The organism is Dialister succinatiphilus YIT 11850, assembly GCF_000242435.1.
Lineage (GTDB): Bacteria > Bacillota > Negativicutes > Veillonellales > Dialisteraceae > Dialister > Dialister succinatiphilus.
This window is the reverse complement of the sequence record NZ_JH591188.1, coordinates 344,181-357,069: the sequence shown is the minus strand read 5'-3', so window position 1 is coordinate 357,069 and position 12,889 is coordinate 344,181. Positions and strand designations below refer to the sequence as shown.

Genomic DNA, 12,889 nt, shown 5'->3' with positions numbered 1-12,889 from the left:
ATTAAAAGCAAATCAAATTATTTCTTGAAATGCATATCTCCGGTTTCTGCCAGGCTTTCATGGAATTTGAAAGCTTCTTTAAGCAGATGCGGGGTCTGGCTGTTGCCGCAGGCAGCGCATGCTCTTTCGTAGTAGTCCATGAGCTGATCTCTGAAGGACGGATGAGCAACGTTGTTGATAATAACCTTTGCTCTTTCCTTCGGGGTCAGGCCGCGAACATCTGCAACGCCCTGTTCGGAAATGAATACATGGGTATCATGTTCGGTGTGGTCAACATGGGAGCACATCGGAACAACAGCGGAAATCTTGCCGCCCTTTGTGGTGCTGTGGCAGAAGAAGCAGGACAGGAATGCGTTGCGGGCGAAGTCGCCGGAACCACCGATACCGTTCATCAGCTTGGTGCCTGTTACATGGGTGGAGTTTACATGACCGTAAATATCCATTTCCAGAGCGGTGTTCATGCCGATAACGCCGATACGACGAACAACTTCACCGTTGTTGGAAATTTCCTGCGGACGAAGAACGATCTTCTTGTTGTACTTCTGAATGTTTGCATAGAAGCGTTTCAGTCCATCCGGGGATGGGGACAGGGAAGTACCGGAAATCATGTCGATCTTGTCTTTATCAATCAGGTCGACCATGCCATCCTGAATAACTTCGGTGTATACGGAAAGGTTCTGGAAATCAGATTCAACGAGGCCGTGGATAACTGCGTTTGCTACGTTGCCTACGCCGGACTGCAGAGGCAGGAGGTTTTCCGGAAGTCTTCCGTGTTTCACTTCATTCTTCAGGAAGTCTACCAGGTTGTTGCCCATAGCTTCTGCGTCATCATCCAGCGGAGCCAGTGCACGGGTTACATCTGGCATATCGCATGGAACGATGGCAACGATCTTGGAGGGATCGCAGGGGATGTACGGGGTGCCTACGCGGTCGCCTGCATGGAGAATCGGAATTGGTTCACAGAATGGCGGATTCTTACGCATGTAAATATCAGCCATGCCTACCAGGTCCAGCGGCTGGGTGGTGTTGACTTCTACAATGACTTTCTTTGCAGTGTCAACATATACCGGAGAGTTGCCGATAGCGGTTGTCGGATAAAGTTCGCCGTTCGGTCCGATCTTGCAGACTTCAACTACTGCAAAATCCGGGCCTGTTACGTGTTCACCCTTCACGTTGGTGAAGAAGCCGGCACGTACCTGCTGTGCAACATGGGACAGGTGCAGATCGTAGTAGTTTACCTTGCCTGCATTGATAGCTTTTCTCAGGTTGGCATTGGTCTGATAAGGCATACGGTTTCTGATGCCGTTTACAGCAACCAGTTCGGTATCGATCTGGGAACCGGTGGAAGCGCCGGTCCAGATATCAACCTGGAATGGAGTTTCTTTCATGCGTTCTGCGAGTTCATGCATTGTAATCTTCGGATAGCCGCAGGGGGTAAATCCGGAAATACCGATGATATCGCCAGGATTGAACATTTTTGCTGCAGTCTTGGCATCGCATACCTTGGAGAGAAGACCTTTGTCTTCAATTCTGCTAAGGAATTCACTATCATTGGTGTCGATCATTACTATCATCCTCCCAAATATGAAAAATAAATTATATAAAAGTCCGCAGCCGCAAAACCTGATTACTCGCTTCAGCATTGCCGCAGAACTTTTTACCCGTAAAAAAACAGTCGCCTAATCCTTGTGGTATGAGTTTATCTTAAGATTATGTATGCCCGTAAAGTGTAATACTATAATCACAAGACCAAACCCTCCAATCGTAAGATTTTGCTGACTGCATTTTGGTTCATTCAATCACCAGTATTATTATAACACACTTTTCCTCATGAAAACCCCAAAAATGTACTATTTGCCTTACAAATTCCCTTGTACCCGTTATAGATAATTCCTATTAGACAAATTATGAATTGCGTGACCTATAACTCCATGTTTACAGATGTTTCTATTAATTGACGTGAATTTAATGGAGATATGTCTATTTATATACTTAGACGACCTGTGTATTGAAACTTATGGGTTTCGTCAAAATCATATATGAATCAGGAAAAGAACTAACCCGCCGCCGGATGCCGCCCGCTAAGCCTCTGCCTTCCTGCCATTTTCTTTTTTTCCGCAGGAAACGCAGAGGGCGGCCAGAGACCAGAAGCAGAAGGATACGGACCGGCTGAAGAGGACATGGTCCCCCATGCTGATGACAGAGAGAGCCATGACCATGAGCACGCCGCCAAGGCCCATGGACTTGGTGAAGCTGTCCTTTCCATGGCGGTAATTTTTCCAGCACAGGATGCCCTGGGCAAAGAAGGCGCCAAGGAATGCCAGTCCGCCGGGGATGCCTACTTCCGCCGGCATATTCAGGTACATATTATGGGCATGGAAGATGAGCACTCCTTCTTCCTGAATGAAAAAATTATAATCGGGATAGGCAAGAAAATAGGTCCCCCAGCCTACGCCCAGAAGCGGATGTTCCTCAATCATGGCCACCGTACTTTCCCACAGGGCGAAGCGGAGGTCCACTGATGTATCTTCGCCGGAGAAGAGGGAAAGGAACCGTTCCACTACCTGACCGTGATAGAAGGCCAGCACCACCGGCACCAGAAGGAAGAGGAATCCGAATCTTTTGTCATAAAAAAGAGTAAGCCCCAGCACAATGGCTGCCAGGCTCACCCAGGCTCCCCGGGAATAGGTGAGAGCCAAGCAGAGAAGGAGGGCAAGAAGAATCCCTGCAAAGACAGTTTTCCGTTTCACTGCCTTCTCTCTCAAGGTAAAAGCGGTGAGGATACTGATCATCATCAGCAGATAGGCGCCAAAAAGATTGGGGTTTTCCAGGGTAGAGTACATGCGACGCCGAAGGAGGGGAAACCGTTCCGGGTCCACCCAGCTCTGGGCTTCCATATCCGCCGCCATTCCCGCTGCATTGGCATACTGGAAGAAGCCGTAGGCCACGGTGACCACCGCCCCTGCCAGGAAAGCATACAAGGCCTTTTCCTTTTCTTTCTCCGTGGAAACGGTGGTATAAATCAGAAGATACAGCAGACCATACATGAGAGGCTGCAGTGCCCAGTTCATCAGAGAAAAGGCGGTGTTCTTAGATACAAAGGCAGAAAGGAAGGAGCAAAGGAGGAAAACAGCCCCCATCTGCCATAAAGGCGGAAGAGAAAGCCCCACCTCTTTCTGCCTCTTCCAGTTATAGATCCATGCCCCTATGGCAGGAAGAAGGGTGATATAAAAAAGAAAGGGATTTAAGGGCAGCAGAAAAAGTGTAGCATACAGCAGATGCAGGATATGCTGCTTCGAACAGAGACCATTTGCAGAAACTTTCCCCATTGATTCCTCCGGTATATGAAATCGGTGATTTTAGAGCTTTATTTCTTTTATTATATAAGACCCCGCCGCCGGTAGCAACGAGAGAATATACAGGGGCGGCGGGATTCACGGGGCAGAGAAAATAAAAAAGGCCAGGCCCCGTGCCTTTTGCTTTCGTTTTTCTTTTCATGATACAATAGGACATAGATAGAAAATATACGAAACCGAAGATATGTCCTTTGATGGAGGTTATGATGAACAAACGTCTGACTGTGGACCTGGGAATGCTGATTTCCTTCCTTGTCCTTCTGGATTACCGGCTGGTCCGGAATTTCGGCCATGAAACGCTGGCCCTTGTTTTCTTTCTTCTTTTTCTTCTTCACACCTGGTTTAACAGGCAGTGGTATGCTTCCCTTACCCGGGGCCGATGGAACACGGACAGGAAACTGACCTTCCTCGCAGACCTGCTGCTTCTTGGTTCCTTTGCCGCCGTCATGGCAAGCGGGTTTATGATATCCCATACCCTCCCCACAGGAATGCAGAAAGCCCCTCTCTTGGCTCACCAGATTCATCATGTGGCCGGCTATGTCATGGTCATTGCCCTGGGATTCCATCTGGGACTTCACTGGAGCGCCATTCTTCCCCGGCTGGAGAAGGGAATGGGATTTTCTAAAATCCCCCATCGCGCCATTCTCTACAAAGTGCTTGTCATTCTTCTCACCGCCGGTGGCATTTATTTCTCCTTTTACTACAGCCTGGGGAGCCGGCTCCTTCTTCTCCGCATTCCCAATGCCCGAAGCATCCCCGTGACCCTCTGGACTTTCACATTCGGCCATCTTCTGATTATGTCCCTCTATGCGACAGGGGCCTATTATGTACAGAAGTTTTTCAGGCAGAGAAAGCGGAGACCTGCCAGAACATAAAAAAAGACTGTGAAAAAATGGAAATCATTTCTTCACAGTCTTTTTTCATGCCTTATTTTTCTTCCCCATTCCAATAGGCTGTCCTGATACCCAGCACCTTTTCCGATTCGAAGGAGTCCCTATGGCCATCGGAATAATGGCGGGCCGCTCTGATTACATATTTCAGCCCCAGGTAAAGCATAGGTACGTTGCAGTATACCATGATGATATTTCCCAAATCGGAGAAAGCCCAGAGGTTTGACAGGTCGTAGCCTGCAATGTTGCAGGCAATGCCGAAGGCTGCCACAAAAACACAGAGGCAGCGGATGAAATTGATGAAACCTTTGGACGAGGAAATACGATTGGCAGAAATTTCAGAGAAGGAAACGAAGCCGATTACGCAGGTATAGGCAAAGAGGCAGAAGCAGATGGAAACCATGATCTGCACCATCACCTGCAGCATTTCCGGCGCCAGGCCGTTCACCGAAAAGAGGAATTTCCCATAGGTGCCTGCGGCTTTCCAGGCCGCAGGATCCAGTGCCCATTCATGGGCCATGACGATGATGAAACCGGTCATGGTACAGATCACATGGGTATCCAGAAAAACGCCCAGAGCGGAAATAATGCCCTGTTCACAGGGATGACGGGCTTCAGCGGAAGCGGCAGCCATGGTGATGGTGCCCTGGCCGGCTTCGTTGGACATGAGTCCTCTCTTGACGCCCTGAAGAAGGGCGGTCCCCAGAAATCCGCCGAAAACGGCTTCCGGCTTGAAGGCCCCTTCAAACACGGCCTTAAAGAAATAGGGCACACTGTCCACATTGAAAAGAATCAACAGCAGCGCGGTGACTGCATAAATGACAGCCATCACCGGTACCAGCACGTCTGCCCAGCGGGACACACGGCGGATACCGCCGAAAGCCATAAAAGCCATGAGGAGAATCACCAGCACAGAAACCACATAATAGAAAGTAGACTGCACCGGTATCTGGATATGCTGTGCAAGTCCTGCGATGGCGCCGGCCGAGGTAACCACGTTGAACCCCTGGGCAGGCAGGCACATGAGGGCATATACGATATACACCAGTGAAAGGATGGTGCCCACCCACACCTTGTTGCCGCAGAGCTTTCTGGCATAAAAGGGAAGACCTCCTACGAAGGTATCTCCTCTTTTTTCCTTGAAAATCTGGGCCAGCGTTCCTTCCGTAAAGGCGGTAGCCATGCCGAAGAAGGCGGAAACCCACATCCAGAACAGAGCCCCCGGACCGCCGGCAGCAATGGCACCGGTAACACCGATCATATTGCCCGGTCCTACCCGCATGGCCGTACTGAGGAGGAAAGCAGCCAGCGGAGATATGCCCGCCTTAATGCTTCTTCTGGAAGCCAGCGTATGAACGCCCACGGAAAACAGCCTCACCTGGATAAAGCCCAGGCGGATGGTAAAGTAAATGCCGGAACCCACCAGTACGATAATTGCCAGTGAGAAGGATCCCAGCAGGGGAATATTCTTCCAGAAACTGAACATTTTTGGAAAATCCCAGAAAAAGTCGGAAACCGGAGTGACAAAGCTCAGCACCGCATTGAGGGCGGCAAATAAGTTCTCCATATTCCTCTCTCCTTTCGTAAATACCAGACAGGCCGGTCATGATCCCCATACCATGACCGGCCCCGAATGATGCTGAGAAACGCTCGAAACTTACTGTCTGGCCCCTGCTGCCTTGATGGCCAGAGCCAGCTTATGGGCCAGCCCCTTCATCTTTTCACGGGATATGGAGCAAACAGCCAGACGGATACCTTTCTTTAAAGGTACCAGGAAGACATGCTGCTTTTCCAAATCATCACATACAGCCTGGGAGTTGGTCACAGGGATGGTGATAAAGAAACCGGAAATATAAGGTACAAATTTAACGCCCTCTTCTCTGGCTTCCTTCATGAAGATGGAAGCCCTTTCCTGAATCAGTTTGAAATAGCGGGCTCTTTCTTCATCGAGCTGGCGGATTTTATCCGGATCTTCGCAGATATGAATCATGGCATTCTGGGCTGCACTGTTGCAGTTGGACCAGGTAGCACGGCTGCTGTACTGGTTAATGTCTACGAATTCCTTAATTACATCCTTATCGGAAGAAATACCGATCATGGCACCCATGCGCTGGCCGTACATGGTAAATCCTTTGGAAAGGGTGTAGGCGCAGACCACCAGAATATTCTTCGGCAGCCCGCCAAAGACCTTGAAGAATTTCCGGCATTCCTGTTTTTCCCCGCTGTAGTCCAGATAAGCCACATCGGGAACCAGGATGGCATTCTTTCTGCCGTCTGCCACAGCGTCTTTCAGTATATCCACCGCTTTCTGCCATTCAGCCACAGACATGCAGTAGCCCGTAGGATTATTGGCAATACCGTTCAGAATGATGACGATATTATCCTGGTTCTTCAGGATGTCTTCCACTGCTTCCTTAAAGGCAGGCGCATTGAAGTGTCCCTCTTCCGTAAGGAAGGAAAAACTTCTCACCCTGCGGTTATTGTCATCAATCAGGCTGTCGTAAGCCCCCCAGTGCCAGTCCGTAATGAGTACTTCATCGCCCGGTTCCGTATAATTGTGAACTACATGATGGAGCACCCCGGTACCGCCAGGCGTAGAGCAGGCATCAATATATCCTTCCGGTCTGGATTCGCCAAAGCACTGATCAATACAATCATCCAGGAACTTCCGGTACCCCTGGATAGGTGCATAGGCACAGATTTCCTTCGGACTCAGCTTTGTCAGTGCTTCTTTCACCACATCCAGCACCACCAGGTTTCCATCTTCATCCAGAATGGAACCAACGGTTCCGTTCACCACCTGATCGTTGCCGATTTTTTCCGCCAGCGCAATGGCTCTGTTATTGGCTGCGAAAATATTATCTTCTGCACATTTTCCTTTTGCATGAGGTGCTGCCACACTGAACATAAAAAATCCTCCTTGAAATAAGAAAGAAGAAAAGCCTTCTTCCTGAACATGGAAAAATAAAGCAAATCAATGAAAAAGCCCGCGGCAAAATAGTGCCACAGGCTCCCTTGCCCATTTTTCTTATGAATTTGACGACTTTATTATAATCCATGGATACAGAAAAAGAAAGGGCACCCCGGCATTGGACACACCTTCGGTGTGAGGGTTTAAAGGGTTAAGAAGGTTCAAAAGGTTCAAAGGGTGGTGGTAGCGGCTCCGCCGCAAGTTTTATAAAAAAGGGGCGCGGCTGGCGCCGCAGGTTGTGTAGAAGGGTTGTGAAGGGAACGGTTCTTAAGATTGACTGGCCCTTTCGGGCCCGAGGGTTCTTAAGTTTGACGGCCCTTCGGGCCGAGGGTTGTGGATTGCCCTTCGGGAAATAAGTATAAAGTCAGCGTTACGGATTTACCTTTCTGCGTCATTTGGCATGATGAGCATTCTGCTGATTGGCCGCGGCGTTTCTCTCCTTTCCCGTTTCGCAGGAAAGGGGAAACGCCGGAGTGATACATGAAGTCCATGCCGTCCAAAGTCTGAAGTCTGATAGTCTGAGGTCTATGACCTCTTTCGGGAATACAGTCCCACGGCCAGCGGTAAGTCCTCCCATTCCCTAATCTCCAGTCTCCATTCCCCATTCCCCGCCAGTCCCATTTCCATTATAATAAAAAGACATCTTATTCCTGCGGAGGCTTTTCATGATAAAAAAATACACCGATTTGCTGCTGGCCGCCCTTTTGGCTCTGGCCACCGGGCTTTTTGTGCCTTTCTCCCCTGCCCTTCTTTGGGAAAGCATAAACTGGAATCTGCTGGGCATCCTGTTCTGTCTCATGACCATTACGGCGGAAATCGGAAAATGGGGCATTCCCAGGGCTCTCTGCCTTCATTTTTTTGACGGAAAAGTCACGGTGCGGCAGCTGGCCCGTTTCTTTACCGGTGCCTGCTTCTTTTCGTCCATGGTCATAACCAATGATATATCCCTTATTATCTTTGTTCCCTTTTCCATTTCCACTTTTATTGAAATCCATGAGCGGTCACTTCTGATTCCACTGATTACGCTGGAAACCATAGCTGCCAACATGGGCAGCATGTTGACACCCATAGGAAATCCGCAGAATCTTTTCATCTATGAATACTTCCATCTGCCCCTGTCTGATTTTCTATCGACCACAGCGCCGGTGGTCTTCATCAGCGGCTTTTTTCTGTATCTGGCAGGACGGCTTTCCCCGGAAACCGTCATTTCTTCCCTGCCTTCCAGGGAAATGGAACTGCCAAGGAAGAAGTCCCTCTTTCTCCTTTTCCTTCTCCTCCTCTGTGTTCTTCATGTTCTTCGTCTGATTCCCCTTGCCCTCGTCATGGCGGTGGTGGTGCCGGCCATGATTTTCCTGGATCGGAAGGCCTTTTGGGAGGTGGATTACAAGCTGCTTCTCCTCTTTTCCCTTCTCTTCATGGCTGTCGGAAATCTGGGACGCCTGGACATCCTCAGCACCTGGGCCCGGCAGACCATAGGGGGCCATGAGTTCTGGATATCCCTTCTCCTCTCCCAATTTATCAGCAATGTGCCGGCCACGGTCATGCTTTCTCCCTATACGGAAAACTGGGCGCCCCTTCTCCTGGGTGTGGATGTGGGCGGCCTGGGCACCCTCATTGCTTCCATGGCCAGCCTCATTTCCTTCAAAGCCTATACCCATATTCCTGCCGTCTCCAAAAAGGAGTACCTGGCCCTCTTTTCTCTATACAACCTGCTCCTTCTGGCAGTGCTCATCCTGTGGTATGTGATGGTGTATTAAGAAAGGGCAGAGGGACTTCCTTCGGGTTATGGCCTGCTGACCCGGGCCGGTTGTGGAAAGGGATTCTTGGTTTTAACGCCCCTGCCAGTCCGAAGATACGGTCAGGCAGCAAAAAGAAAGCGCCTTTACGGGCAGGCCAGACCCCCGCTCTCCACTCCCCGGTTCCTATTCCCCAGTCCCCACCAGCCCGCACCAAAAAACGCGATGCCATGGATTACCATGGTATCGCGTTTTTTTATTTTACATTCTTTGTACCGCCGGCATTGATGGTAGTATCATCACCGATGCGCCACCGGGTATTGACCCGGACTCTTCCGTCAGCGTCTCCGTCACTGTTATAGCGGATTCTTCCGTCTCCGCTCATTTCCAGCATCGGTTTTCCTTCGGGAATCTTTTTTTCTTCTCTGTATCCCAGGGCTTCCAGCTCCCGGGTGTATTCCTTCTTCAGTTTCATCAGACTTTCATGATCTTTGTCCTTTTCGTTATGGTGCTCCAGCATATCCTTAATCACGCTGGCCAGTTCATAGCGGGTCATGCTGCCCCGGCTGAAGAAATCGGCAGTATAGGAAGGGGCTTTCCCTTCCCGGCACAGGGTTTCCACGGTCCTGTAGTCCCAGGACTTAGGGCTTACGGAATCAAAGGAATTCGGAGCGTACAGATTATAGGCAAAACCTGTGATAGACGCTGCCGCCAGCAGGGCGGTGAGGAAAACTGTCTTTTTCATATCAGTCACATATCTTTCCTTCAATCACCTTCAGCAGTTCCTCCCGGCCCTCTCCGGTGAGAGCAGAGTAGGCAATGGGCGGGAAGTCTCCAGGGAAATATTTTTCCAGAAGTTTTTTATTCTTCACCAGTTCATTCCGCTTCAGCTTATCCCCTTTGGTCCCGATGATCTGGAGGGACGGGGCAATGGAACGGAGCCATTCATAGGCCTTCATGTCGATGGGAAGGCCGGGATGGCGGAGATCGATTAAAAGGCCGATCATCTGGAGACTGGGGGAATGTTCCAGGTAATCTGCAATGAAGGCAGACCAGCTGTCCTTGTTCTGCTGGCTTGTCTTGGCAAAGCCGTACCCCGGCAGGTCCACCAGGTACCAGTCCTGCCGCACTTCCTCTTCATTCTCCATCCTTCTGGACTGGATAGCATAGTAATTGATGGTTCTGGTCTTCCCCGGCTCCCGGCTGACAAAGGCCAGTTTCTTCCTGCCGCAGAGAGAATTGATGAGGGATGATTTTCCCACATTGGACCGTCCGATGAAGGCGATTTCCTTCTTTCCGTCGTTCACATACTGGCTGCGGTTCACTGCCGCCCGGACATAGGCGGAAGAAAATATATGAAATTCATCCATTTTTTTAATTTCTGACACAGGCTTGCCTCCTTGCTGCCGGTTGTCCGGATTCACTGAAAGGGGCTGCTGCCTGACGAACAGCACTTCCCCTGATAATGGCTTATTTCACCAGGGCGTGATTCAGCACATCATCCACATTCTTCACATATACGAAATGGAGCTTATCTCTCACCGATGCAGGCAGTTCTTCCAGATCCCGCCTGTTCTTTTCAGGGAGAAGAATCTGCTTGATGCCAAACTGGTTGGCTGCCAGCACCTTTTCTTTGACGCCACCGATGGGAAGGACTTCGCCGGTCAGTGTGATTTCGCCGGTCATGGCCGTGTCGCCTCTCACTTTCCGTCCGGTGTAGGCAGAGGCCATGGCAGTAGCCATGGTCACGCCAGCGGAAGGGCCGTCTTTAGGCACCGCTCCTTCGGGCAGATGGATATGGGTATCCAGGGTTTCGTAGAAATCATCCTTCAGGCCCAGCTGTTTAGCCCGGCTGCGGATGTAGGTATAGGCTGTTTCGGCGGATTCCTTCATTACATCGCCCAGCTGTCCCGTAAGGATCAGATTGCCCTTGCCTTTGATGGTGACCGCTTCTGTATCCAGTACTTCGCCGCCTGCCATGGTCCAGGCCAGACCGTTGACCCGTCCCACAGCATCGGGATGTTCTTCCGCCATGGGCATGAATTTCACAGGGCCCAGGTATTTTTCCAGGGTTTTCGCATTGAGAGATGGAAGGCTGTCATCCTGCAACACCATCTTCTTGCCCACCTTGCGGCAGAGGGATCCAATGGTCCTTTCCAGTTCCCGGACGCCCGCCTCTCTGGTATAGCCTTCGATGACTCGGCGGATGAGGAGATCCGTGAAACGGATATCCTTTGCCTTGAGACCGTTTCTCTTCATCTGGCGGGGAATGAGGTACTGTTTGGCAATCTTCACCTTTTCCTCTTCCGTGTAGCCCGTGAGCTCGATGAGCTCCATGCGGTCAAGAAGGGCCGGCGGGATGGTGGATACCGTATTGGCAGTGGCCAGGAAGAATACCTTCGATAAATCAAAGGGAATATCGATATAATTGTCGTGGAAAGCCTTGTTCTGTTCCGGATCCAGGGCTTCCAGCAGGGCCGATGCCGGGTCGCCCCGGAAATCGGCGCCTACCTTGTCGATTTCATCCAGCAGAATGAGGGGATTCTTCGTTTTGGCCTGGGCAATGGCTTCAATGAACCGTCCAGGCATGGCCCCGATGTAGGTGCGGCGGTGGCCGCGGATTTCCGCTTCATCGTGAATGCCGCCCAGGGAAATGCGGGCAAACTTCCGTCCCATGGCATTGGCAATGGACTGGGCCAGGGAGGTCTTGCCTACACCTGGAGGTCCTACGAAGCAGATAATGGGAGCCTTGGCATCCGGTGCCAGCACACGGACTGCCAGGTATTCCAGGATTCTTTCCTTGATTTTGGTGAGGCCGTAATGGTCATGGTCCAGCAGTTTCTTGGCTTCCTTCAAATCCAGTTTGTCCTGGCTTTCTTTATTCCAGGGCAGGCTGAAAATCCAGTCCAGGTAGTTTCTGGCCACTGCCGTTTCCGCCATCATAGGCGGCATGGCTGCCAGATGGTCGATGACTTTTCCGATTTTGGCCTTGAATTCCTGAGGGATGCCCGATTCTTTCAGCTTTTTCCGGTAGTCTTCGGCTTCCTGTTCCTGGCTTACCGTATCACCCAGGCGGTCATGGATGGACTTGATTTTCTGACGCAGGTAATAGTCCTGCTGTTCCTTGTCCATTTTGGCCCGCACGTCACCGTTGATTTCCGCTTCCAGCCGGCCGATCTGGATTTCCTGGTCCAGCAGGTGGTGAACCAGGCGGAGCCTGTCCATCACATTCGTTTCTTCCAGTACGTCCTGGCGCTGCCGGGGCGTAAGGAGAAGCTGGGCAGAAAGGAAGTCCGCCGTTTCGCCGGGGTCCGTAATCTGCTTGAGCTGATCCATCTGTTCATCAGGAAGACCCTGTTTTGTGTTTCTGAGCCATTCGAAGAAGGATTTTAAAATAGTCCTTCTGTATGCTTCTGCCTTCAGTTCATCATCGGGCATGATTTCTTCCAGGTCATCCACCTGGGCCATGAGGCAGCGGCTGTCCTTTTCATAGGAAAGGATTTTCACCCGGGATACCCCTTCTGCCAGCACCCGCACCAGCCCGCCGGGGAGCTGGAGCATCTGGCTGATTTTCACCACTGTGCCTGTGAGATATACGTCATCTCCAGATGGGTCCCCCTGTCTTTCCAGGGCCGTTACGATGTAGCGGTCGCCCCTGCTGGCAAGGCGCACGGCATCGGCCGAATCTTTCCTGCCTATATCAAGGTTTACCGTCATTTTCGGGTAAACCACAATGTCCCTCAACGGTACCAGCGGCAGGGTGAGTCCATTGTTTTCTGTTTTTGTTTCACTCATATATAATTCCTCCATACTGGGGAAACTATGATGTCTGCACAGTTTCCCCAGTTTATTGTAACACATGGAAGAGCATGAATTCCTTATTTTATTAAGGAATTATCAATCCTTGATTTCTCTTTTGTAAATAGAAGGGAACCC

At 50.7% G+C, this 12,889-nt stretch carries 9 protein-coding genes; 2 read left to right on the top strand and 7 right to left on the bottom strand.

Annotated elements, in window-relative coordinates; translation table 11 throughout:
- Positions 1–17 precede the first annotated feature (17 nt).
- Both HMPREF9453_RS07080 and HMPREF9453_RS07075 read right to left on the bottom strand, forming a co-directional pair.
- A complete protein-coding gene (locus HMPREF9453_RS07080; protein ID WP_008859874.1) occupies positions 18–1,565 on the bottom strand; it encodes a succinate CoA transferase in 1,548 nt (515 codons plus the stop codon).
- Positions 1,566–2,081: 516 nt separating this feature from the next.
- Positions 2,082–3,329 carry an O-antigen ligase family protein gene (locus HMPREF9453_RS07075; protein WP_008859873.1) on the bottom strand — a complete coding sequence of 416 codons (1,248 nt, stop codon included), beginning with the start codon at positions 3,327–3,329 and terminating at the stop codon, positions 2,082–2,084.
- Positions 3,330–3,559: 230 nt separating this feature from the next.
- On the opposite strand from HMPREF9453_RS07075, the gene HMPREF9453_RS07070 reads away from it, so the two are divergent.
- Positions 3,560–4,231: a DUF4405 domain-containing protein gene (locus HMPREF9453_RS07070; protein WP_222859644.1), complete on the top strand. Its 672-nt coding sequence runs from the start codon at positions 3,560–3,562 to the stop codon at positions 4,229–4,231.
- A 52-nt stretch (positions 4,232–4,283) separates the two neighbouring features.
- Here the strand turns inward: HMPREF9453_RS07070 and HMPREF9453_RS07065 are convergent, their stop codons facing one another.
- Together HMPREF9453_RS07065 and HMPREF9453_RS07060 are read right to left on the bottom strand one after the other, a co-directional pair.
- On the bottom strand, positions 4,284–5,813 hold the full coding sequence (locus tag HMPREF9453_RS07065) for an alanine/glycine:cation symporter family protein (RefSeq protein WP_008859871.1): 1,530 nt from the start codon (positions 5,811–5,813) through the stop codon (positions 4,284–4,286).
- Positions 5,814–5,903: 90 nt separating this feature from the next.
- Positions 5,904–7,154 (bottom strand): pyridoxal phosphate-dependent aminotransferase, encoded by a 1,251-nt coding sequence (locus HMPREF9453_RS07060; protein WP_008859870.1) that lies wholly within the window; start codon positions 7,152–7,154, stop codon positions 5,904–5,906.
- A gap of 728 nt (positions 7,155–7,882) precedes the next feature.
- On the opposite strand from HMPREF9453_RS07060, the gene HMPREF9453_RS07050 reads away from it, so the two are divergent.
- On the top strand, positions 7,883–8,974 hold the full coding sequence (locus HMPREF9453_RS07050) for an SLC13 family permease (RefSeq protein WP_008859869.1): 1,092 nt from the start codon (positions 7,883–7,885) through the stop codon (positions 8,972–8,974).
- A 235-nt stretch (positions 8,975–9,209) separates the two neighbouring features.
- Here the strand turns inward: HMPREF9453_RS07050 and HMPREF9453_RS07045 are convergent, their stop codons facing one another.
- The 3 genes from HMPREF9453_RS07045 to lon form a co-directional block, all read right to left on the bottom strand.
- Positions 9,210–9,698 (bottom strand): hypothetical protein, encoded by a 489-nt coding sequence (locus tag HMPREF9453_RS07045; RefSeq protein WP_040380146.1) that lies wholly within the window; start codon positions 9,696–9,698, stop codon positions 9,210–9,212.
- A 1-nt stretch (position 9,699) separates the two neighbouring features.
- A complete protein-coding gene (gene yihA / locus HMPREF9453_RS07040) occupies positions 9,700–10,341 on the bottom strand; it encodes a ribosome biogenesis GTP-binding protein YihA/YsxC (protein WP_008859867.1) in 642 nt (213 codons plus the stop codon).
- 82 nt (positions 10,342–10,423) lie between these two features.
- Positions 10,424–12,748, bottom strand: coding sequence for an endopeptidase La (gene lon, locus HMPREF9453_RS07035; protein WP_008859866.1), 2,325 nt, complete (start codon positions 12,746–12,748; stop codon positions 10,424–10,426).
- Positions 12,749–12,889 lie beyond the last annotated feature (141 nt).

What these genes read in the sequence shown, in the direction of transcription:
- HMPREF9453_RS07080 (WP_008859874.1), bottom strand. Translation starts at nt 1,565, where the DNA reads ATGATCGACACCAATGATAGTGAATTCCTTAGCAGAATTGAAGACAAA.
- HMPREF9453_RS07075 (WP_008859873.1), bottom strand. Translation starts at nt 3,329, where the DNA reads ATGGGGAAAGTTTCTGCAAATGGTCTCTGTTCGAAGCAGCATATCCTG.
- HMPREF9453_RS07070 (WP_222859644.1), top strand. Translation starts at nt 3,560, where the DNA reads ATGATGAACAAACGTCTGACTGTGGACCTGGGAATGCTGATTTCCTTC.
- HMPREF9453_RS07065 (WP_008859871.1), bottom strand. Translation starts at nt 5,813, where the DNA reads ATGGAGAACTTATTTGCCGCCCTCAATGCGGTGCTGAGCTTTGTCACT.
- HMPREF9453_RS07060 (WP_008859870.1), bottom strand. Translation starts at nt 7,154, where the DNA reads ATGTTCAGTGTGGCAGCACCTCATGCAAAAGGAAAATGTGCAGAAGAT.
- HMPREF9453_RS07050 (WP_008859869.1), top strand. Translation starts at nt 7,883, where the DNA reads ATGATAAAAAAATACACCGATTTGCTGCTGGCCGCCCTTTTGGCTCTG.
- HMPREF9453_RS07045 (WP_040380146.1), bottom strand. Translation starts at nt 9,698, where the DNA reads ATGAAAAAGACAGTTTTCCTCACCGCCCTGCTGGCGGCAGCGTCTATC.
- lon (WP_008859866.1), bottom strand. Translation starts at nt 12,748, where the DNA reads ATGAGTGAAACAAAAACAGAAAACAATGGACTCACCCTGCCGCTGGTA.